This window comes from Neorhizobium sp. LjRoot104, assembly GCF_964253725.1.
Taxonomy (GTDB): domain Bacteria; phylum Pseudomonadota; class Alphaproteobacteria; order Rhizobiales; family Rhizobiaceae; genus Neorhizobium.
In genome coordinates this window covers 1,578,731-1,599,446 of the sequence record NZ_CAXURS020000002.1, presented here as the reverse complement: position 1 = coordinate 1,599,446, position 20,716 = coordinate 1,578,731, and the positions used below count along the sequence as shown (strand labels likewise).

At 62.1% G+C, this 20,716-nt stretch carries 26 protein-coding genes; 19 read left to right on the top strand and 7 right to left on the bottom strand.

Annotation, left to right across the window (positions count from 1 at the left end; translation table 11 throughout):
* The first annotated feature begins 3 nt into the window (after nt 1-3).
* Nucleotides 4-1,206, top strand: a complete 1,203-nt coding sequence (locus tag ACSQ8R_RS29720) for an acyl-CoA dehydrogenase family protein (RefSeq protein WP_436256920.1) — start codon at nt 4-6, stop codon at nt 1,204-1,206.
* Nucleotides 1,207-1,273: 67 nt separating this feature from the next.
* Nucleotides 1,274-1,432, top strand: coding sequence for a YqaE/Pmp3 family membrane protein (locus ACSQ8R_RS29715; protein WP_046605997.1), 159 nt, complete (start codon nt 1,274-1,276; stop codon nt 1,430-1,432).
* 49 nt (nt 1,433-1,481) lie between these two features.
* Here the strand turns inward: ACSQ8R_RS29715 and ACSQ8R_RS29710 are convergent, their stop codons facing one another.
* Complete coding sequence (locus tag ACSQ8R_RS29710; RefSeq protein WP_007771449.1) at nt 1,482-1,718, bottom strand: hypothetical protein; 237 nt, start codon at nt 1,716-1,718, stop codon at nt 1,482-1,484.
* Nucleotides 1,719-1,856: 138 nt separating this feature from the next.
* Between ACSQ8R_RS29710 and ACSQ8R_RS29705 the strand changes: the two genes are divergently transcribed.
* The 4 genes from ACSQ8R_RS29705 (at nt 1,857) to ACSQ8R_RS29690 (ending at nt 4,644) form a co-directional block, all read left to right on the top strand.
* A complete protein-coding gene (locus tag ACSQ8R_RS29705) occupies nt 1,857-2,339 on the top strand; it encodes an N-acetyltransferase family protein (RefSeq protein ID WP_436256919.1) in 483 nt (160 codons plus the stop codon).
* A 108-nt stretch (nt 2,340-2,447) separates the two neighbouring features.
* Nucleotides 2,448-3,233, top strand: coding sequence for a DUF1194 domain-containing protein (locus tag ACSQ8R_RS29700; protein WP_436256918.1), 786 nt, complete (start codon nt 2,448-2,450; stop codon nt 3,231-3,233).
* A gap of 87 nt (nt 3,234-3,320) precedes the next feature.
* Nucleotides 3,321-4,220, top strand: coding sequence for a TIGR02587 family membrane protein (locus ACSQ8R_RS29695; protein WP_436256917.1), 900 nt, complete (start codon nt 3,321-3,323; stop codon nt 4,218-4,220).
* Between the two features lie 13 nt (nt 4,221-4,233).
* The gene (locus tag ACSQ8R_RS29690; RefSeq protein WP_436256916.1) at nt 4,234-4,644 is read left to right on the top strand and encodes a TIGR02588 family protein; all 411 of its coding nucleotides are present in this window, start codon (nt 4,234-4,236) and stop codon (nt 4,642-4,644) included.
* A gap of 35 nt (nt 4,645-4,679) precedes the next feature.
* On the opposite strand, the gene ACSQ8R_RS29685 is transcribed toward ACSQ8R_RS29690, so the two are convergent.
* Complete coding sequence (locus tag ACSQ8R_RS29685; protein ID WP_436256915.1) at nt 4,680-5,387, bottom strand: phosphatase PAP2 family protein; 708 nt, start codon at nt 5,385-5,387, stop codon at nt 4,680-4,682.
* A 19-nt stretch (nt 5,388-5,406) separates the two neighbouring features.
* Nucleotides 5,407-6,234, bottom strand: coding sequence for a DUF1206 domain-containing protein (locus tag ACSQ8R_RS29680; protein WP_436256914.1), 828 nt, complete (start codon nt 6,232-6,234; stop codon nt 5,407-5,409).
* Nucleotides 6,235-6,526: 292 nt separating this feature from the next.
* Here ACSQ8R_RS29680 and ACSQ8R_RS29675 point away from each other — a divergent pair, with 292 nt between their 5' ends.
* Together ACSQ8R_RS29675 and ACSQ8R_RS29670 are read left to right on the top strand one after the other, a co-directional pair.
* Nucleotides 6,527-7,060 carry a DUF992 domain-containing protein gene (locus ACSQ8R_RS29675; RefSeq protein ID WP_436256913.1) on the top strand — a complete coding sequence of 178 codons (534 nt, stop codon included), beginning with the start codon at nt 6,527-6,529 and terminating at the stop codon, nt 7,058-7,060.
* 192 nt (nt 7,061-7,252) lie between these two features.
* Nucleotides 7,253-8,158, top strand: a complete 906-nt coding sequence (locus tag ACSQ8R_RS29670; protein WP_436257311.1) for a S1C family serine protease — start codon at nt 7,253-7,255, stop codon at nt 8,156-8,158.
* Between the two features lie 50 nt (nt 8,159-8,208).
* Here the strand turns inward: ACSQ8R_RS29670 and ACSQ8R_RS29665 are convergent, their stop codons facing one another.
* Entirely contained in the window at nt 8,209-9,465 is a 1,257-nt protein-coding gene (locus tag ACSQ8R_RS29665; RefSeq protein ID WP_436256912.1) for a glycerate kinase type-2 family protein, read from the bottom strand.
* Between the two features lie 150 nt (nt 9,466-9,615).
* Between ACSQ8R_RS29665 and ACSQ8R_RS29660 the strand changes: the two genes are divergently transcribed.
* Both ACSQ8R_RS29660 and ACSQ8R_RS29655 read left to right on the top strand, forming a co-directional pair.
* Nucleotides 9,616-9,948 (top strand): hypothetical protein, encoded by a 333-nt coding sequence (locus tag ACSQ8R_RS29660; RefSeq protein WP_436256911.1) that lies wholly within the window; start codon nt 9,616-9,618, stop codon nt 9,946-9,948.
* A 325-nt stretch (nt 9,949-10,273) separates the two neighbouring features.
* Nucleotides 10,274-10,468: a hypothetical protein gene (locus tag ACSQ8R_RS29655; RefSeq protein WP_436256910.1), complete on the top strand. Its 195-nt coding sequence runs from the start codon at nt 10,274-10,276 to the stop codon at nt 10,466-10,468.
* Here the strand turns inward: ACSQ8R_RS29655 and pcaQ are convergent.
* Nucleotides 10,452-11,378, bottom strand: coding sequence for a pca operon transcription factor PcaQ (pcaQ, locus tag ACSQ8R_RS29650; protein ID WP_436256909.1), 927 nt, complete (start codon nt 11,376-11,378; stop codon nt 10,452-10,454). The genes ACSQ8R_RS29655 and pcaQ overlap by 17 nt on opposite strands.
* Before the next feature lie 93 nt (nt 11,379-11,471).
* On the opposite strand from pcaQ, the gene pcaD reads away from it, so the two are divergent.
* The 7 genes from pcaD to ACSQ8R_RS29615 all read left to right on the top strand — a co-directional run bounded on the left by pcaD (nt 11,472) and on the right by ACSQ8R_RS29615 (nt 17,847).
* Nucleotides 11,472-12,266, top strand: coding sequence for a 3-oxoadipate enol-lactonase (gene pcaD, locus ACSQ8R_RS29645; RefSeq protein WP_436256908.1), 795 nt, complete (start codon nt 11,472-11,474; stop codon nt 12,264-12,266).
* A 2-nt stretch (nt 12,267-12,268) separates the two neighbouring features.
* Nucleotides 12,269-12,685: a 4-carboxymuconolactone decarboxylase gene (pcaC, locus tag ACSQ8R_RS29640; protein ID WP_436256907.1), complete on the top strand. Its 417-nt coding sequence runs from the start codon at nt 12,269-12,271 to the stop codon at nt 12,683-12,685.
* Nucleotides 12,682-13,422: a protocatechuate 3,4-dioxygenase subunit beta gene (gene pcaH / locus ACSQ8R_RS29635; RefSeq protein ID WP_436256906.1), complete on the top strand. Its 741-nt coding sequence runs from the start codon at nt 12,682-12,684 to the stop codon at nt 13,420-13,422. The genes pcaC and pcaH overlap by 4 nt, the downstream gene beginning before the upstream one ends.
* Before the next feature lies 1 nt (nt 13,423).
* The gene (gene pcaG, locus ACSQ8R_RS29630; RefSeq protein WP_436256905.1) at nt 13,424-14,041 is read left to right on the top strand and encodes a protocatechuate 3,4-dioxygenase subunit alpha; all 618 of its coding nucleotides are present in this window, start codon (nt 13,424-13,426) and stop codon (nt 14,039-14,041) included.
* Nucleotides 14,042-14,075: 34 nt separating this feature from the next.
* Entirely contained in the window at nt 14,076-15,146 is a 1,071-nt protein-coding gene (locus ACSQ8R_RS29625) for a 3-carboxy-cis,cis-muconate cycloisomerase (protein WP_436256904.1), read from the top strand.
* 257 nt (nt 15,147-15,403) lie between these two features.
* Entirely contained in the window at nt 15,404-17,215 is a 1,812-nt protein-coding gene (locus tag ACSQ8R_RS29620) for a HAMP domain-containing methyl-accepting chemotaxis protein (RefSeq protein WP_436256903.1), read from the top strand.
* A gap of 125 nt (nt 17,216-17,340) precedes the next feature.
* On the top strand, nt 17,341-17,847 hold the full coding sequence (locus ACSQ8R_RS29615; RefSeq protein WP_436256902.1) for a TIGR02444 family protein: 507 nt from the start codon (nt 17,341-17,343) through the stop codon (nt 17,845-17,847).
* 22 nt (nt 17,848-17,869) lie between these two features.
* Here the strand turns inward: ACSQ8R_RS29615 and ACSQ8R_RS29610 are convergent, their stop codons facing one another.
* A complete protein-coding gene (locus tag ACSQ8R_RS29610) occupies nt 17,870-18,454 on the bottom strand; it encodes a UbiX family flavin prenyltransferase (RefSeq protein WP_436256901.1) in 585 nt (194 codons plus the stop codon).
* A gap of 286 nt (nt 18,455-18,740) precedes the next feature.
* On the opposite strand from ACSQ8R_RS29610, the gene ACSQ8R_RS29605 reads away from it, so the two are divergent.
* A complete protein-coding gene (locus tag ACSQ8R_RS29605; protein ID WP_436256900.1) occupies nt 18,741-19,232 on the top strand; it encodes a (2Fe-2S)-binding protein in 492 nt (163 codons plus the stop codon).
* Between the two features lie 17 nt (nt 19,233-19,249).
* The gene (locus ACSQ8R_RS29600) at nt 19,250-20,065 is read left to right on the top strand and encodes an FAD binding domain-containing protein (protein ID WP_436256899.1); all 816 of its coding nucleotides are present in this window, start codon (nt 19,250-19,252) and stop codon (nt 20,063-20,065) included.
* Nucleotides 20,066-20,162: 97 nt separating this feature from the next.
* Here ACSQ8R_RS29600 and ACSQ8R_RS29595 read toward each other — a convergent pair whose 3' ends face one another.
* On the bottom strand, nt 20,163-20,699 hold the full coding sequence (locus ACSQ8R_RS29595; protein WP_436256898.1) for a MarR family winged helix-turn-helix transcriptional regulator: 537 nt from the start codon (nt 20,697-20,699) through the stop codon (nt 20,163-20,165).
* Nucleotides 20,700-20,716: the final 17 nt, after the last annotated feature.

Here is a 20,716-nt window from a genome sequence, read left to right as displayed (position 1 = left end):
TTCATGGATCTGTCGATGACGGAAGAAGAAGTCCGTTTCCGTGACGAGGTGCGGGCGTTTCTCGATACTCACCTGGACAAGGATCTGAAACGTGCCGAGCGGTTGAACCCGAGCTTTCTCGCTGATCCTGGCATCGGGCTGAAGTGGCAGGCGAAACTCAACGACAAAGGTTGGGTCGCCCCATCCTGGCCGAAGCAATATGGCGGAACCGGCTGGACGCTTGCTGAACGTTACATCTTCGACCAGGAATGCGAACGTGCGGGCGAGCCGCATTTCCGCGGCGCCTCGATCAAGATGATCGCCCCGGTTCTCATGCGCTACGGCAATGATGCGCAGAAGGACTTCTACCTGCCGCGCATCCTGAACGGCGAGGATGTCTGGGCTCAAGGGTATTCCGAACCGGGTTCCGGTTCCGACCTTGCCTCGCTGAAGACCAAAGCCATGCTCGACGGCGACCACTATGTCGTCAACGGCTCCAAGATCTGGTCGACGCTGGCGCATCACGCGACCCGCATGTTCGCGCTGGTGCGCACCGCCGAAACGGCCAAGAAGCAGGAAGGCATCACCTTCATCCTGATCGACCTCAAGTCGCCGGGCGTCACCATCCGGCCGATCCGCTCGATCTGTGGCACGCATGAGTTCAACCAGGTCTTCTTCGACGACGTGCGCGTTCCGGTTTCCGACCGCATCGGCGAAGAGGGGGAGGGCTGGGACATCGCCAAATACCTGCTCGAATTCGAGCGCGGCGGCGCATTCGCCGGCGGCGTGTTGCGCGCCATGCTGACACGGTTGCACCGGCTCGCCTCCGAGCCGCTACCGGATGGCCGAAAGATGATCGACGATCCGCTGTTCATGGCCTGCTTTGCGGAAATTGCCACGGATGTAGACGCCAACGACATGCTGGAACTTGCGGCCATGTCCAAGGTCCAGGCCGGGGGCAATCCGGGCTCGGTGCCGTCCTCGACGATGAAGATCGAGCGCAGCCGCATCCGCCAGTCGATCGCGGAACTCGCCGCCTCGATCCTCGGCCCCGATGCACTGCGCTGGGAAGCGCACCGGCCGCTGCACGACCTTGCCGAAGAGAGCGAGATAGACGAGGAGCGCAAGGTCGCCTCCGCAGTCTACTTCAATTCACGCTCCCAGAGCATCTTCGGGGGCAGTAACGAAATTCAGCTGGAGATTATCGCGAAGACGCTGCTGCGATAAGCATCTTCTGAAACCATATTCGATCCAGCGCGTTACCGGGCGAACCCATCAACCCGGAGAACGCCCGTTGGATATCATCCGCATTCTGCTCGCCTTCATCCTGCCGCCGCTCGGCGTGTTCCTGCAGGTCGGGCTCGGCCTGCATTTCTGGCTGAACATTCTGCTCACCCTCTGCGGCTGGCTGCCGGGCATCGTGCACGCGCTTTGGGTGATCCTCAAGAAATAACCGGAAGGAAACCCGCATCACCTGAGAATGGGATGGCGGTTCGGAGCCCTCAGGCCGCGATGTCGGCGATTTCGCCCGACTGCCAGAGGATGCGCGGATCCGACATGTCGCCGCTTTCCATATCCACCTGAACCGAATAGGCGGCCACGCCGACGAAACGGTCGGCCATGGCGCGGGCGATCTTTTCCGCCGAAGCGGCGTTCGAAGCCACCCGCATCTCGCCAGGCGTGACGTTGCCCCGGACTTTCTTGAACGGCAGCACGATGAATTTTTCGGACCTGGACATGGCGTTTCCTTCTTCGGCGCCACTCTGTTGATACGCGCGCCGCGAAGTCAACAGCGGCCATCAGAAATAGCCCCTTACCCCACGTTGACTCAAGTTTGCGCCAGCGGAATAGTGGCTCGTTTTCAATGGGTCTGGTTTATGATTATTCGCTTTTTCCAACTCGCTGACGCAGGCGAACTGGCCTCCCTCTTTGAGGAGATGCAGGCCTATTACGGCGTCTTCTGCCCGCCGCGCGAGGCGGTTCTGGCAGGCATGATCCACCGCCCTCCGCACACCGAGATCCTGGTCGCGACGACTGACCGCATCATCGGGTTTGCGGCGTTTGCCGCAATCTATCCCGGACCAGGCCTGCAGCCCGGGTTTTTCCTCAAGGAGCTTTATGTTGCCGGCTCCGAGCGCGGCCGGAATATAGGCACCGCCCTGCTGCAGCGGCTGGCGGAGCTGGCAATCGAGCGAGGTTTCGGCCGGATCGACTGGACGGCAGCGCGCTCCAACGAACGGCTCTTGCAGTTCTATGACGGGCTCGGCGGGGACCGGAAGGAGGATCGGATCTTCTACCGGCTCGAAGGCGAGAAGCTGAAGGCGCTGGCCGACCGCAGAGCAGTCCGACCGGCTGAGTAAAAACGTCCCATCACCGAAAGTTGAAGGCCTGCTCGCTGAGGAGAGTCGCCCTCGGTTCCCTCTGTGTTACAGTTTTAAGAAATCGATAACGCAGTGATTGGATTGCCAATGCTTACAACACTCGCGATGCTCATGAGCCTTTCCGCCACTGCCACCGCCCCGATGGTCGCGCAACAAAGGGGGGGCGAAGTCGATGTGGAACTGGTCCTCGCGGTCGATACATCCCGCTCCATGGATTACGAGGAAGTCCGCGTCCAGCGCGAGGGTTATGTCGAGGCGCTCAAGCACAAGGAATTCATCGACGCAGTGAAGACCGGGCTGACGGGCCGCATTGCCATCAGCTATTTCGAATGGGCGGGTGACGTGGTGCCGGAATCGATCATCGATTGGACCGTCATCGAAAACGAGCAGGACGCGATTAATTTTGCCGCCAAGCTCGAAGCCCGGCCGATCAATACGCAGCGCCGCACTTCGATTTCGGCCGCAATCGCGCAAGGGGCGACAATGATCGTCGCCAATTCCTATCGCGGCATGCGGCAGGTGATCGATGTTTCCGGCGACGGCCCGAACAATTCCGGCAATCCTGTCGTGCCGGCCCGCAACAAGGCCATGGAGGCAGGCATCATCATCAACGGTCTGGCGATCATGCTGCGACCGTCGGGGGCGGCCGGTGGACTCGACAAATATTACGGCGACTGCGTCATCGGCGGACCTGGCTCCTTCGTTTTGCCGGTTCACGAAATCGAGGATTTTGCCGTCGCCGTGCGCCGTAAGCTGGTGCTCGAGATCAGCGGGCTCACGCCGGGCACGACCGTCCAGAAGGCGGCCGCCAACCAGCCTTCCAGCGACTGTCTGGTCGGTGAAAAGCAATGGCAGGACCTGTTCGATAGGTGACGCCCTCCCCGTCCTCGATGGGCCGGAACATTTCACCTGTTTTGCGAGTTTCTTTCCGCTTTTTCGTAAAGCGGGAGGGAGCCGGCGTTGAATGGTGTCAGGGCGAAACGGGGCGATGATGCAGCCGAAAGCCGAAGTTTCCTGATCGGTCTCGGACGCGGCGCTGCCGGCGCCATGCTGTTTGGAATCCCGATGCTGATGACGATGGAGCTCTGGCAGCTCGGCTTCTACATCGAACGCTGGCGCCTGTTCCTGCTGCTGATCGTCAACATTCCGCTTCTCATATTGCTCGCCCACCGGATCGGTTTCGAGCGGACCTCGACCGTAGCGGAAGCCTGTCGCGACGCGACCATCGCCTATGGCCTGGGCATCGTCATGAGCGCGGCGGTCCTCATCATGCTCGGGGATATCAAGCCCCATATGCCGCTCTCCGAAATACTCGGAAAGATCGCGATACAGTCCGTGCCGGCAAGCATCGGTGCGTTGCTCGGCCGCTCCCAGCTCGGCGGACAGGCCGGGGAGGATGAACGCCGGGACGACGGGGAGGAGGATGAGGATGAGGGGGAAGGGGGCGCGGTGCCCGACGAAATTTCCACCAGCTACAGCCGCGAACTTTTCCTGATGGCGGTGGGGGCACTCTTCCTTAACCTTAACGTCGCACCGACAGAGGAGATCATCCTCATCGCCTACAAGATGACGCCCTGGCATGCGCTCGTCACCATCTGCGTGTCGATCGCCATCATGCACGGGTTCGTCTATGCCGTCGCCTTCAAGGGCACCCATGAGATTTCGGAGGAGACGCCGTGGTGGCACGCCTTCTTCCGCTTCACCCTGCCAGGCTACATGGTCGCTATGCTGATCAGCCTCTACGTGTTGTGGACCTTCGGCCGGCTCGACGACACGGCACCGACGCAGATGCTGATGTCGGCCATCGTCCTGAGCTTCCCTGGTGCAATTGGGGCCGCCGCCGCCCGCCTTATCCTGTAGCGAGTGAATTCCCATGACGACCACAGCCAACAAACGCCACAGAGATGCCAAGGACCCGCACTGGATCGAATGGGCGACCGGCATGATTTCGGCGCTGGTTGTCGCCTCCACGATCGGCTGGGTCGCCTATGAGGCCTGGACGTACGCGGATATGCAGCCGGAACTCTCAATCGCCATCACTGAGAGGCGCCAGACCGAAGGCGGCTACCGTGTCGCCTTCGATATCGCCAACAAGGCGACGGCCACGGCTGCTGCCGTTACCGTGCGTGGCGAGATCCTGGATGGCGGCAACATAGTCGAAGACGCCGACGTCACCTTCGACTATGTCCCGGCGGAATCCAAGTCCTCCGGCCCCATCCTGTTTTCTCAGGATCCGGGCGCTCGGGAAGTGCGGGTCCGGGCGGTCGGATTTATCGAGCCGTGAGGGATCTTAGAGGTCATTCCCGGCAAATCGCCGGGTCACTCCGGCGCCACGGAGATGTAGCGTCTCGCGATCATCCAGCACGCCAGTGCCCAGGTTGCGCCGGCACACCAGCCGCCGAGGACGTCGGTCGGGTAGTGGACGCCTAGATAGACCCGGCTGAAACCGATGATGAATGTCAGGAAGATCGCGGCACCGATGAGGAAAATCCGCGTCGAACGGTAGGGCTGGGCGCGCGACAGCAGTGCTCCGAGCGTCAGGTAGGTGACGGCCGACAGCATTGCATGACCGCTCGGAAAACTGAGATCGCTGACCTCGACAAGATGCGGCACGATATCAGGTCTCGGACGTGCCACGCCGAGCTTCAGCAGCGAACTCAAAAGCCACCCGCCGGCGATCGACAGGAACATGAAGAGAGCGATCGCCTTTTGCCGCGACAGCAGGAGGTAGACGGTTCCCATTACGGTCATCAGGGTCAGCACGGTAACCCCTCCGAGCGCCGTGATGTCTCCCATCGCATGATTGAGCCAATAGGGCCCGAGCGGCGTCGCAAGATCTGTGGCATTGCGCAGGGCCAGAAGGATCTGTTCGTCGAAGGCGTGGGTCTCGCCTTCCAGCACCTCGTCCGTCAACCTGAAGAAGACGAAAAGCCCGCCTGCCAGAAAGGCGACCATCATCAAGCCGATCGGTTCGAAGGTCATGACCCTTTCGAACACTCTGCGTGTCACGCGCTGATGGAATGCCATCCAAACTCCTTGTTCAACTTCAGTTCACGACCGACCGCATCGCGCGAAGCGGCCGATCCATCGAAGGCGGCTGCACGATCCTGTACCAGGCCTCGATCAATCCGTAGAGGCCGAAGGCGAAAAGTCCGATCGCCGCCAATCCGTAGAGGATCGCCCCGAAGGGAAGCCGGCGCACCCACGCCAGCGCATCCGCCAATCCGCCGGCCTGGTTCGAATCCACGGTGAAGGCGGCATAGACGAAGAAGCCGCCGATAATGAGGAATATAATGCCGCGCGCCAGCAAGCCATAGGTGCATATGCCGTTGAGGACGGTCCGCTGTTCGAAACCGCTTTCGAAATAGCGAAGATACCCCCGTTTTATGCCCTTGGCCGCCTGGGCGCAGCCGGCACCGATGATTGCAAGGCCGACGCCTGCGACCAGATAGCGCCCGAACGGCTGCTGCATCAGCCAGGCGGTCCAGCTTTCGCGGCCTCCGGACGAGCCTGCGCCGAAGCCGAGATGCAGGGCCCGCCCGACCGCATAAAAGGCGAGACCGGTATAGGTCGCGGCGCTGACGAGAAGACCGGCCCTGACCAGATATCCCTTCGCATTGTTCGAATGCCGGTCGGTGTTGAGGATCGATTGCGCCACTCGCCAGAGGATGAAGCCGATCAGGCCCATGCCGATCACGCCGAGCCAGATTTGCCCGAACGGCTGTCCCAATACGATCTGCAGCGCGGATTTTGAATCCGGCTTTCCGCCGCCGAGGGTCGAGAGCGATGCCATGCCGGCGATCAGGACGTACACGATCCCCCTGGCTGCGTACCCGGATCTCGCCAGCCATTCCAGTTTTCTGTCCTTATCCATGCCGATCTCCTCGAAAGATCGACAGAAACGTGTCCGGATGGTCGCGGTTCCGGAGAGCTCGCCGCGGCTCCGGTTTCTCGGTCCGCCGCAGGTCGCGACCACCCTATCCCATATCGTGAAACGCCGGCGCGGGCGGGGCGAGACAGAGCCAACTCACGCTTGGAACAATTCAGTGATAATTCGTGTGCAACGGACGTTGGATCATTCTTCCGCCACATGCGTTTCCCAACGCTGCTAAACCCGCTCGCATGATCCTCAACAAGAGCGGATGAAGAATTAAAGGAGTACAGGGATGAAGAATATTGTTGCCGTGGCGCTTGCCGCTCTGCCGGTCGTGACGAGCGCCGGAGCCGCCTTTTCCGCCGATGTGATCGCCCGCCGGGATCGTGTCCCGGTCTATGAAGAACAGGACCAGCGCGGTGGCGTTCGCATCGGTTACCTCGATTGCTCGATCGGCGGCGGTGTCGGTTACGTGCTCGGTTCCGCCAAGGAAGCCGACTGCGTCTTCACCACTGCGATCGGCAGCGAGCCGCTCGATCGTTACACCGGCGTCGTGCGCAAGATGGGCGTCGATCTCGGCTTCACCACCCGTTCGCGGCTGATCTGGGCTGTCTTCGCGCCGACCGCCGGTTATCATCACGGTTCGCTGGGCGGCCTCTATCAGGGTGCGACCGCGGAGGCTACCGTCGGTGCGGGCATCGGCGCCAACATCCTCGTCGGCGGTACCGCCGGCTCGATCCACCTGCAGACGGTGAGCGTCACTGGTCAGCTCGGCCTCAACGTCGCCGCAACCGGCACGTCCGTCACCCTGACGCCCGCGGGCTGAGCGTTATTCCATGCTTCCCCTTCCCGGGAACGGGGAGGGGGTCTAAAATGAGGTAGACACTTTGCGAGCACGAGCTCTCTCGGACCTCTTGCTCCACGCCGTTCACATTCATACCTTAGAGAGGTTATGATACGCCTCTTGCAGACCCTTGCGGGGTCCCGGACCGCGTATTGCCTCATCAGGATTTGCATGATGGATATCGAAAAAACTCTACGGTCGGTCGTGGCCGTGCGTGCTTCAATTCCGGACAACGCCTTTACGGCCAATACCCTCGGCACCCGCCGGGAGGGGAGTGGCGTGGTGATCCGCGAAAACGGGTTGGTCCTGACGATCGGTTACCTGATCACCGAAGCCGAAGACGTCTGGCTGACACGCCAGGACGGCCGCGTCGTGCCGGCCCATGCGCTTGCCTACGATCAGGAAAGCGGCTTCGGACTTGTGCAGGCCATGGCGCCGCTCGATCTGCCGGCGCTTCAGATCGGCGATTCCGCCACCGCGACGCTCGGCGATCCAATCATCTTCGCCGATGGCGAGGGAGAATATGTGCGCGGCAATATCGTCGCCAAGCAGGAATTCGCCGGATATTGGGAATATCTGCTGGACGAAGCAATCTTCATTGCGCCCGCCCATCCCTCTTGGGGCGGTGCGGCGCTGATAGACACGGAAGGCAAGCTGCTCGGCGTCGGGTCTCTGCGTCTTCAGATGAGCAAGGGGGGCGAGATCGCCGACATCAACATGGTCGTGCCGGTCAACCTTCTGAAGCCGATCCTCGACGATCTTCTCAATCGCGGCGAGTTCAATCGCCCGCCGCGCCCATGGCTCGGCGCCATGTCGGCCGAAAGCAATGGCGAAGTGGTGGTCATGAGCGTCACCGAAAACGGCCCGGCAGCAAAGGCCGGCCTGAAGCGCGGCGACGTTATTTCGGAGATACGCGACGGCGAAGTCGATGGGCTCGCGGACTTCTACCGCAAGATCTGGGACAGTGGCCCTCCGGGTGCGGAAATCCCGATGCGCATCCTGCGCGACGGGCGGGAGGCCTGGCTTCGGGTGAAGTCCGCCGATCGGAACGATTTTCTGAGGAAGCCGCAGCTGCAGTAAGCGCTGAGCGTGTTTAAGGGCGAACAGCAAAGGCCGTTTCGGGGCCTTGGCTACCGCACCAGGATCGCCCGGAAATCATTGACATTGGTGCCGGTTGGGCCTGTCTCGAACACGTCGCCAATCGCGAAAAACCCGGAAAAGCTGTCGTTGGCGTCGAGCAGTTTGCGGCCGTCCGACCCGCTGGCCCGCAGACGCCTTGCCGTCGTGCCATCCGCGAATGCGCCGGCGTTGGTCTCGGAGCCGTCGATGCCGTCCGTATCGGCGGCGAGTGCAGTGATCTCGTGGCCATCGATCGCAAGCGCCAGAGCGAGCGCGAATTCGCCGTTGCGTCCGCCCTTGCCGCCCTTCGCCCGCAGCGTCACCGTGGTCTCGCCACCGGAAAGCAGAACCGCAGGCTTTGCAAATGGCCGGTCGCGAAGCGACACCTCGCGCGCAAGGGCCGCATGCACCAGAGCCACGTCGCGGGCTTCACCTTCGATGGAGTCGGAGAGGATATAGGGCGTAACGCCATGGGCGCGGGCGACTTCGGCCGCCGCTTCCAGCGACACGCCGGCAGACGCGATGACGAAATGTTCGTGCCGGGCAAAGACCGGATCCTCCGGCTTCGGAGCGTCGGCAGCCGGTGATTTCAGACGCGCGATCATCGCCGCCGGCAGTTTCAGCTTGTATTGCTCGACAATGGCGAGCGCATCGTGGCGCGTCGAGGCATCCGGAATGGTTGGGCCGGAGGCGACGAAGGCCGGGTTGTCGCCAGGGATGTCCGAGACGATCAGGCTGACGACACGCGCCCGGGTCGCGACCGCAAGCCGGCCGCCCTTGATGGTGGAGAGATGTTTGCGAACCACGTTCATGGCGGAGATCGGCGCGCCGGAGGCGAGCAGCATCTCGTTCAACGCGATCTCGTCCTCCAGCGTCAGGCCTTCGGGCGGCGCAGGCAGCAGGGCCGAGCCGCCGCCGCAGACCAGCGCGATGACGAGGTCGTTTTCGGACAGGTCCGAAATCGTCTCGACCAGCCGTTTTGCGCCGGCAAGGCCTGCGGCATCCGGTACCGGATGTGAGGCTTCCAGGATTTCGATCGACGTCGTTTCGCAGCCATAACCGTAACGGGTCACGACCACGCCGGTAAGCGGTCCGGCCCACACGCTTTCGAGGGCGGCTGCCATCTGCGCGGCACCCTTCCCCGCGCCGATGACCACGGTCCGGCCGTTCGCCGGCGGGGCGGGCAGGTGCTTCACGATGCCGGTGAGCGGATCGGCGGCCTTCACGGCTGCGGCAAACAACGCCTCGAGCAGTTCCCGGTCGGTCATCGCCTCTTCCTTTTCTCCTCACGCGAGCCCTTTCGATCACGGCAGGCAACAGCCGTCAACCGGGCTTGATCGCGCCTGGACCTCTGGTGCGGAACAAAGCGAGCGAGTGTCGGTTGTCCCACGGGCTCACCGAAATGAAGGAGCGAAGATATGGGTGAACATCTGAAAGAAGCCGGTTACCCGGGCCAGATCGACATTGGCGGCGACAGGTCGCCCGTGACTTACAGATTGAAGGCCAGCAAGGAGGATGACGGCGCGTTCCATGTGGCGGTGAGCCTCAGCGCCCCGCGAGACTGGCTGCTGAAGCACGGGTTTCGCAAGGAGGCGACGTTGGTACGCCAGGGCGGCGCCGAGATGCCGGTGCATTTCGAGGAAACGCTGAACGTCGCCGACAATATCTCGGTCACGCTGCGTGCCGACGATGCGGTGATTGCCTCGATGGACGAGTTGCGCCGCACGTTCCCGGAGCTGCGGCCGACATAGAATCGTCCATCCCCGTTTGCGTGGAAGAACCGCAGCGTATAATCGCTGATCCGGCCGGTCGTTCGGTCGGAAGTTTTGGCGGTCAAGGCGCGAGATTTTGGAGACAGTTGAACAGACGGCGCGATCCTGCGGCACCTGCACGCTCTGTTGCCGGCTACCTGAAATAGCGGCGCTGGAAAAGCCGGCCGACGTCTGGTGCGGGCACTGTTCGGAGGGGCGGGGTTGCGCAATCTATCCCGACCGCCCCCAGCTTTGCCGGGATTTCCTCTGTCGGTGGATAACGGATCCCGAGGTCTCCGAGGCGTGGAAGCCGCTGACGTCTAAAATGCTGGTTTATGATCAGGGGCCGCAACTGACGGTGCTGGTCAATCCCCACCATCCGGCGACCTGGCGGCAAGAGCCGTATTCTTCCGATCTCAAGGATTGGGCTCGGGCCGCCGAGGCGCGCGGCCACTATGTCATCCTGTTCTGCGGTGACGAGGTGGTGAAGATCGAGCCGGGCGTCACCGCGCCGGCATGATTTCCGCGGCCGCCTGGCGGATCGTCTGCATCAAGATCGACAGCGGCGTCGAGGGATTGGCGTCGGCGCGGATGGTGAGGCCGACCGGCCCGCGGGTCTCGCTGGTATCGATCGGCAGCGTCGCCAGAACCCCGTCCTCGATGTCGGCCGCGACCACGCCCGCCGAAATGATCCAGATCGCATCGCTCGACCGTACGAATGCACGGCCGAAGGCATCCGAGACGGTTTCCACCTGGGTCGGCAGACTGGCGACGCCGTTGGCGATCAGGAACTGTTCGACGGAAGGCCGGATGATCGAACCGCGCGTCGGCATCAGCACCGGGTAGTCGGCAAAACCCTCGAATATCGATCGCTTGCCGTCGAGCAGCGGGTGCCCGGTGCGGACGGTGAACACGACCTGTTCCGAATAGAGATGTTCGAAAGAGAGGCCGGTCATCTTTTCGGGCAACGCCAGACGTCCGACTACGAGGTCGAGCTCGCCGACACGGAGTTGCTCCATCAAAACGGCATTATCTCCGGTCACGATCTTGACGCGGCTGCCGGTCTTTTCGGCGAGGAAGAGCGTCATGGCCCGGGGCATAATGCGGGTGGAAACGGTCGGGAGTGCACCGATTCGGACCGGCGGCGCGGAATCGAACAGGTCCTGCGAGACGGAATCCACGCCCTGCCGGAGCGCCGTCAGCGCCGCGCCCGCATGGCGCAGGAATACCTCGCCGTAGCGGGTGATGCGGATGCCGCGGCCATCGCGCTCGAACATGGCGACACCGAGCGCCTCTTCGAGCTCGCGGATGGTCTTGGTGACCGCCGGCTGGCTGACATGCAGGATTTCGGCTGCCTTGACCACGCTTTTTTGGCGCGCGACCTCGACGAATGTATGCAAGTGTCGAAACTTGACTCGGGAATTGATCAAGATCAAATAACCCTGTGGTTAGGGGATTATGCTGAAATATCATTTTACCTAACCGGAAACTAGTGCAATCTATCAAGGCGAGAGGAGGCGCTGATGCAGTTTGTACACATCAATGACATTGTGATCCACTACGACATCCAGCGCGCAGGTGACGGCAAGCCGGTCATCGTGTTCGTCAATTCGCTCGGAACCGACAGTCGCATCTGGCATCACGAACTGCCGAAGTTGTCCGGGGACTACACGATCCTCACCTACGACAAGCGCGGTCACGGACTTTCCGGCCTCGGCAATCCGCCCTATTCGATCGCCGACCATGCAGCGGATCTCGCTGGCCTGCTCGACCACCTGCAACTCAGCAAGGTGATCGTCTGCGGTCTTTCGGTCGGCGGCCTGATCGCCCAGGGGCTGTATGCGACCCGCCCGGACCTCGTGAAAGCGTTGATCTTCTCCAATACCGCCCACAAGATCGGCACGGCCGAAAGTTGGGCAGCGCGGATTGCCGCCGTCGAGCAGAACGGTATCGACAGCATTCTCGACGCGATCATGGAGCGCTGGTTCACAGCGCCTTTCCGCAAGCCTGAAAATGCCGCCTACGAGGCCTATTGCAACATGCTCGTGCGCCAGCCGACTTTCGGTTACAGCGGCACTTGCGCTGCGATCCGCGACGCGGACTTCACCGAGGCTGCGAAGAAGATCGCCGTGCCGGCGCTCTGCATTGTCGGACGTGAGGATGGCTCGACACCGCCCGAACTCGTCAAGTCATTCGCTGACCTCATCCCCGGTGCGTGCTACGAAATCATCGAGGGTGCCGCGCATATCCCTTGCGTCGAGGCGCCCGCTGCCCATGCCGCGCTGATCCGCGGCTTCATCGAACAACTCGAGGAATAGACATGGCCGAAAATTCCGCGCCATCGGAACGTTACGCCCAAGGCATGAAGACCCGCCGCTCGGTGCTGGGCGATGCCCATGTTGACCGCGCCCAGGCAAACCAGACGCCCTTCGACGGGCCGTTCCAGGAAATGATCACCGAAGGTGCCTGGGGCACGGTCTGGTCGCGTCCGAACTGGACCAAGCGCGAACGCTCGATGGTGACGATCGCGCTTCTGGCGGCACTTGGCCATCACGACGAAGTCGCCATGCATATCCGCGCAACCGCCAACACGGGTGCGACGAAGGACGATATCCGCGAAGCCCTGATGCATGTGGCGATCTATGCCGGCGTCCCGGCCGCCAACCATGCCTTCAAGATCGCCAAAGCCACTTATGCCGAAATGGACGCGGACAAGGCCGCGGGAGAGCAAAAATGAAGAACACACCCCCAGAAACGACACCCTTCTTCGCCCGTGACCGGGAATGGCATCCGCCGGCATTCACGCCGGGCTACAAGACTTCCGTGCTGCGCTCGCCGCAGCGCGCCCTGATTTCGCTGGAAGGCACCAAAACCGAGATCACCGGCCCGGTCTTCGGCCACAACATTCTCGGCGAGTTCGACAACGACCTGATCGTCAACTATGCCAAGCCCGGCGAGATGGCGCTCGGCGAACGCATCATCGTCTACGGGCGGGTCATCGACGAGCGCGGCCGCGGCGTTCCGGGTGCACTGGTGGAATTCTGGCAGGCCAATGCCGGCGGTCGCTACCGCCACAAGAAGGAAACCTATCTCGCCCCGCTCGACCCGAATTTCGGCGGTTTCGGCCGCACGATCACCGACGAGGACGGCGGCTACGCCTTCAAGACCATCAAGCCGGGCCCGTATCCGTGGCCGAACGGCGTCAACGACTGGCGCCCGGCGCATATCCATTTCTCGGTCTTCGGCCATGGTTTCGCCCAGCGTCTGATCACCCAGATGTATTTCGAGGGCGATCCGATGATCTGGATTTGTCCCATCGTGAAGACCATTCCGGACGAAAACGCGATCAAGGGCCTGATCGCCGCGCTCGACATGCAGAACACCATCCCGCATGACATGCGGGCCTATAAATTCGATATCGTCCTGCGCGGCCGTCGCTCGACATTCTTCGAGAACCGTAAAGAGGGCAACTGAGATGGTCCAGCCGCTCACCTACTTCAAGGAATCCGCCTCGCAGACCGCGGGTCCGTACGTTCATATCGGCTGCACGCCGAATTTCTCCGGCATCACGGGCGTCTACGATACCGACCTCGGCTCCGGCCCCATGGTCAACGACCAGACCCGCGGCGAGCGCATCACCATCCGCGGCTTCATCTATGACGGCGCGATGACCCCGCTCAAGGACGCGATGATCGAGATCTGGCAGGCGGATGCCGACGGTTATTACAACAGCCCGTCGGAAACCCGCGGCAAGGCCGACCCGAACTTCTTCGGCTGGGCCCGTCAGCCCGGAGACATGGCAACCGGCGAATTCGCCTTCGAAACGATCAAGCCCGGCAAGGTGCCTTTCCGCGACGGTCGTCTGATGGCCCCGCATGTCACTTTCTGGGTCGTCGCCCGCGGCATCAATCTCGGCCTCAATACCCGCATGTACTTTTCCGACGAGGAAGAGGCCAATGCGGTGGATCCGATCCTGTCGCGCATCGAGCACCGGGTTCGTGTTCCCACCCTGATCGGCAAGCGTGAGGGTAATACCGTCACCTTCAACATCTATCTTCAGGGCGAAAACGAAACCATATTCTTCGATATCTAGGATCGAAGAATCAGGGACCTGCCCGGGAGTAGATATGAGCGTTTCGGCTTTCGAGCATCCATTTTTGTCCGGTCTCGTCGGTGACGACGAGACCGGACAGCTGTTTTCGGTGACAGCCGAGATCGACGCCATGCTGGCTTTCGAAACCGGACTTGCCAAAGCCGAAGCCTCCTGCGGCGTCATTCCGGCGGCGGCGGCGGAGCGCATTTCCGCAGCCTTGTACACATTCGTACCGGATATGGCAGGGCTCAAAAAGGGCGCCGGGCGCGACGGCGTGGTGGTGGCCGAACTCGTCAGGCAGCTTCGCGACGCCGTCAACCAGCAGGCGGGCGGCAGCGAGGCCGCCAAGCACGTGCATTTCGGCGCGACCAGCCAGGACGTCATCGACACGGCTCTGGTACTCCGCCTGAAACAGGCATGCTCCTTGTTCATCGAGCGGCTCGCTGCCCTCGAAAAGGCTTTCGAAGACATCGACCGGGCATTCGGCAGCCGGACGTTGATGGGCCATACCCGTATGCAGGCGGCGATCCCGATCACGGTTTCGGACCGTATCCGTGCCTGGAAAGAACCGTTGAGCCGGCACCGCCAGCGGCTGGATGTTTTTTCGGAGACCGGTTTCGCCGTGCAATTCGGCGGGGCTGCCGGCAGCCTCGAAAAATTCGGCGACAAGGCCGCCGAAGTGCGCAAGGCTCTGGCCTGGGAATTGTTTCTTACCGACGCACCGCAATGGCAAAGCCAGCGCGATCGGCTGGCCGAATTCGCAAACATCCTCGCAATGATCTCCGGCTCGCTCGGCAAACTTGGCCAGGACGTGGCGCTGCTCGCCCTGATGGGCGGCGAGATGGAGCTTTCGGGCGGCGGCGGCTCCTCTGCCATGGCCCATAAGCAGAACCCGGTGGCTGCCGAAGTGCTGGTGTCGCTCGCGCGCTTCAATGCGGTGCAGCTTTCCGGCATGCAGCAATCGATGGTGCACGAACAGGAACGCTCAGGTGCGGCCTGGACGCTTGAATGGCTGATCCTGCCTTCCATGGTGATGGCGACCGGCGCTGCACTCAGGCTTGCAACGGAACTTGCCGGCAATGTGAGGTCGCTGGGCAAGGGCTGACCGCATCGCGGCGGGCCCGTCGAGTTCAGTTGTCGAAAGGGCGACATGCGCAAGTTTCATAACTCACCTCCTTGACGCCCGTTCCCGAACCATCGCCACCTGCCTCCGTCAAACGCGCCCTCGCACACAAGCGAAAAACTCATCCATGCTATCCCCGGTAGTGCCGTTAAACATATCCTCAGTATTTTCCGCAATCCTTAACCATAGCGGCCCAACAGGACTGGCCATGACCTCCAGTGCAGCAATGGATCTTTCGGATGACGATTAAATTGAAGCTTGTCGCCAGCGTTGTCGGCCTCGCGCTCGCGCTCGCCGCAACCACGACCGTCGCATTCATCGGAATGGATACCCTGTCGGCACGCACCCGCACAATCGTCGAGGATCGGCTCGAGCCCGTGGCGCATATCAAGACGGTCTCCGACGCCTATGCTGTCACCATCGTCGATACCGCCCATAAGACGCGCAGCGGTGCGTTCAGCTGGGAACTGGGTGAGCAGACAGTCCGCGCAGCGCTCGTCTCCGCCGACCGCGACTGGGCGGCCTACCAGGCAACCCACCTGACTGACCAGGAAAAAACTCTTGTCCAGCGTTACCTCGGTGCTCGTACGGAGTCCACCAAGGCGGTCGACGAGCTTCTGGCGATCATGGGCAAGCGCGATCAGGCGGCTCTCGATACCTATGTGACGAAGCGGCTCTACCCCGCTATCGAACCGCTTGCAGAGCCGCTGAACGCGTTGACCAAGCTGCAGCTCGATGTCGCTCACAAGAGTTTCGAGGATGGGTTGGAGGACAAGGCCAATCTTTCCGTTTGGATGACCGTGATCGGCGTGATTTCGCTGATCGTCGTCGGCTTCTCGATCCGGGTCGTTTTGTCAGGCGTCGTGGGGCCGCTGCAAGGCCTGCAGGATTGCATGCGACGCCTAGCGGGCGGCGAACTGACGCTGACCATCTTCGGCATGGATCGCAAGGACGAGATCGGCGGGATGGCGGCGGCGGTGGAGATTTTCCGCCAGGCGGCGATCGGCAACAAGCGATTGGAAGGCGAGGCGATCGAAGCCCGCAGCCGATCGGAAGCGGAACGCATCGCCGCGCAGGAACAGGCCGAGGCCGACGCGTCCCAACGGCTCCGCATCGCGACATCGGGCCTTGGTGGTGGTCTGCGCCGGCTCGCCGCAGGCGATCTCTCCTTCCAGCTTGACGAGGCCTTTTCGGCGGATTTCGAAGCTCTGCGCCATGACTTCAACACCTCGATCGCCCAGCTCGCCAGCACGTTGACGCAGATCGCCGGCAGCGCCGAGGCGATCGACGGCGGGACCCAGGAAATCAGCCAGTCCGCCAGTGATCTGTCACGCCGCTCCGAGCAGCAGGCCTCTTCGCTCGAAGAGACGGCGGCGGCGCTCGATCAGATCACCGCGAATGTCTCCTCCGCCTCCAAGAAGGCCGAGGAGACACGCAGGATCGCCGGGGAAGCCAATTCGTCCGCCGCTCGTTCCGGTGAGGTTGTGGCCAATGCCGTGGAAGCGATGCGCCGCATCGAGGAAAGCTCCAAGCAGATCTCCAACATCATCGGGGTCATCGACGAGATCGCCTTCCAGACCAACCTGCTGGCACTGAATGCCGGCGTCGAGGCGGCTAGAGCCGGCGAGGCGGGCAAGGGCTTTGCGGTCGTCGCGCAGGAAGTGCGGGAACTCGCTCAGCGTTCGGCGAATGCGGCGAAGGAAATCAAGTCGCTGATCGAGAACTCGACCGTCGAAGTCGGCCACGGCGTGAAATATGTCCGCGACGCCGGCGAATCGCTGAAGTCGATCGAGGGCTATATCGTCACCATTAACAGCCACGTGGACGATATCGCACGCTCGGCCCGCGAACAATCGACCGGGCTTTCGGAGATCAATTCGGCCGTCAACCAGATGGACCAGGTGACCCAGCAGAATGCCGCAATGGTCGAGGAGACGACGGCGGCGAGCTCCGGTCTTGCCGACGAGGCCTCGAAGCTGCGCCAGATGGTCGGCCAGTTCCAGCTCGGCGCCGGCTCCTCCCAGGCCCAGCGTCGCCGCCGAGCCGCCTGATACGATGGTACGGTTCAGGCTTTGGCGGCCCGGACCAGGTCATTCAGATGCCGGGCAATGGATTCAGGCTGCTACCGGCGTGAAGGCGAACTGACAAGCCGTAGGAAGGCAATGGAGAGGGCTGGATGGTTGCGGGTGTCGGGCAGGAGCTTTGGGATTTCGCGGTCCGGCTTTATGGCGCGCCAGGTGTAGGCGATGCCTGTCTGGTGCTTCAGGATGAAAGCGGCGTGGATGTACCGGTGCTGTTGTTTTCCGGCTGGCTCGCCCGGAATTCCGTGGCGCTTTCGCCGGCCGACATTGCCCGCATCGACGGCCTCGTGGCCGACTGGCGCAACGAGGTGGTCAAACCGCTGCGCCTCGTGCGCCGGCAGTTGAAGAGCGGGCCGCATCCCGCGCCCACCAAAGAGACGGAAATGCTGCGCAACGGCGTGAAGGCTGCCGAGCTCAATTCCGAAAAGATCGAGCTGGCGGTGCTGGAGGCCGAAGGGAAGGCGCTGTTGGCCGCCGATGGATCAACCGGAGACGCAACTGGCAACCTCAGGACTGTCGTGACGTTTTTCCGTGGGGCGGAGCCGGATGCGCGGACCGCCGCCATGCTGGCCGTGATCGAAAACGCGCTCGCCGCCCTTTAGGATGGACACTCGGAGCAGCAGATCAGTGCTGGCCGGGTGAGCCAGGGCCATCCTTCCAGCGCTTGACCATCGGCAGGTGGATATCGAAGAGATCAAGCGCCCGGCCGACCGTCTGGGTCACCATCTCGTCCAGCGAACTGGGCTTCGAATAGAAAGCCGGCACCGGTGGCATGACGATTGCCCCGTTGCGGGTTGCCTGGTCCATCAGTGCGATATGGCCGGCATGCAGCGGCGTTTCGCGAAACAGGAGCACGACACGCCGGCGTTCCTTCAGACAGACGTCGGCCGCGCGCACGATCAGCTCGTCATTGTAGCAGTTGGCAATGCCGCTGAGCGTCTTCACCGAACAGGGTGCGACAAGCATGCCGGCGGTGCGGAACGAGCCGGAGGAGAGCGCCGCGCCGATATCCTTGTGATTATAGAGCACGTCGGCCAGGCTCTTGATCTCTTCGGCGCTCATGTCGATTTCGTCGATCGCGGTGCGGAAAGCGGAAGGTGAGATCACCGCATGGGTCTCGACATCCTCGACTTCCTTCAAAAGCTGCAGGGCGCGAACGCCATAGACGACACCGGAAGCTCCGGTGATGGCGATGATGATGCGGCGCATGGGACTTTCCTCACCGATTATTGTGACGACTTACCGTCGCTTTCGCGCGGACGCAACGCTTGGGTCGCCGAATTTCTCACATATTGAGATCCGTGAGGCGCCGCTCTCCAAACCTTTCAGGATTTTCAGGCCTGCGGTTTTCCGTGGGGCGCTGTTCATAAATGAGGGCATGCCCTCCGGAACGGATGACATGCGGGGGGATGCCGCTATCATAAGCTGACATGCATGGGGCCGACGTCATATGCTTCGGTCAGCCTTGAATTATGGATTTGAAGAGGAGGGACCAATGTCCCGTGTCACCATCACCGTGAATGGCACGCCGCAAACACGCGACGTCGAAGACCGGACACTGCTCGTGCAGTTCATCCGCGAACATCTCGGCCTCACCGGTACCCATGTGGGCTGCGATACCACCCAATGCGGCGCCTGTACGATCCATCTCGACGGTGACGCCGTGAAAAGCTGTACGGTCCTGGCCGTCGCCGCTGACGGTTCCCACGTGACGACGATCGAAGGCCTCGCCGAAGGCGGCAAGCTGCACGACGTTCAGCAGGCCTTCCACGAACATCACGGCCTGCAATGCGGTTATTGCACGCCGGGCATGATCATGGCCTCGGTCGACATGATCCGCCGCCATGACGGCATGCTTGACGAACACACCGTACGTCACGAACTCGAAGGCAATATCTGCCGCTGCACCGGTTACCACAACATCGTCAAGGCAGTGCTCGACGCTGCCGAGAAGCATCGCGCGGCGCATGCCGTCGCGGCCGAGTGAGCGGGGAGGGCCACATCATGTACGCAACGACCTACCACAAGCCGAAGACGCTCACCGAAGCCGTCGAACTCTATGAGAGTTCCGAGGAGCCCTCCTATCTTTCCGGCGGCCATACATTGATCCCGACCCTGAAAAGCCGGCTTGCCGCGCCTGCGCACCTGATCGACGTGCGCAGTATCCGGGAACTGTCCGGCATTGAAGTCACCGCCGACAAGGTGGTCATCGGCGCGGCCACCAAGCATGCCGTCGTCGCGGCTTCCAAGGAGATCAAGGCCGCCATCCCCGCGCTTTCGGGCCTCGCCGGCTCGATCGGGGACGTCCAGGTGCGTCACATGGGCACGATCGGTGGCTCGACCGCCAACAACGACCCGGCCGCAGATTATCCCGCCGCCGTTCTGTCGCTCGATGCCGTCGTCCATACCGACCGCCGCGAAATCCCCGCCAGTGACTATTTCCAGGGCCTTTACACCACGGCCTTGGAGCCAGGGGAAATCCTCGTCCGCGTCGAGTTCAAGATTCCGGAAATCGCCGGTTATGCGAAATTCCGCAATCCAGCCTCGCGTTATTCGATGGCCGCTTCCTTCGTCGCCAAACATCGCGACGGCCACATCCGCGTTGCGATCACCGGCGCCGGCAACGAGGGGGTGTTCCGCTGGACTGAGGCCGAGGAGCTGCTGACCGAGAATTTTTCGGCGGAAGCGCTGGAGGGCCTGACCATCGACCCGTCGCGGATGATGGGCGACATGCATGCGCCGGCCGATTACCGCGCCCATCTCGTCGCAGTCATGACACGCCGCGCGGTGCAGAACCTCGGCGGCACACACATCCTCTGAGGACGGATGTTTTACCCGGAGACTGCAATGGCCGGCGGGGCGACTCGTCGTCCATTGCTTGAAAAGCCGCCGCCGGCTTACCAAGAATGGTTCGACATCATTGCGGCAGGTCTCGCGAACGCGATACCGCATCGTCAAGATGCTGCGGCGTGCTGAAGGATGCGGCGATCCGGCCGAGAACCGCGATCAGCACCGCCTTGTCCTTGCCGGCGATCTCGTCAAGATGGCGGTCGTAGACGACAGCGATCGCGTGCAAACGCTCCTGCATATTGCGACCGTTTTCGGTGAGCCTGACGCTGTAGCTGCGTTGATCGTCGGGGTTCGATCGCCGTTCGATCAGCCCGCGATGAGACAATGCCTTGAGACTGGAGGTGAGCGTCGAACGGTCGCGGCCACAGATTCGGCTGAGCTCCGACGGCGTCATGCTCTCCCGTTCGGCAAGCACTGTCAGTAGCGAATACCATCCGGGCTTCAAGTCAGCCTTGCCGGCCGCCCTGGCAAACGCCTGGAAGGAGGTCTCCTGCGCCACCCTCAGATGATATCCGATCAGATTCTGGAACATGGCCGGGACAAGCATCTCGCTCTCCGCAGACGTTGCCTGCGCGTCCTGTCGTATCGATGATTCAACCGTCATTCCTGCATTCCTCCTGC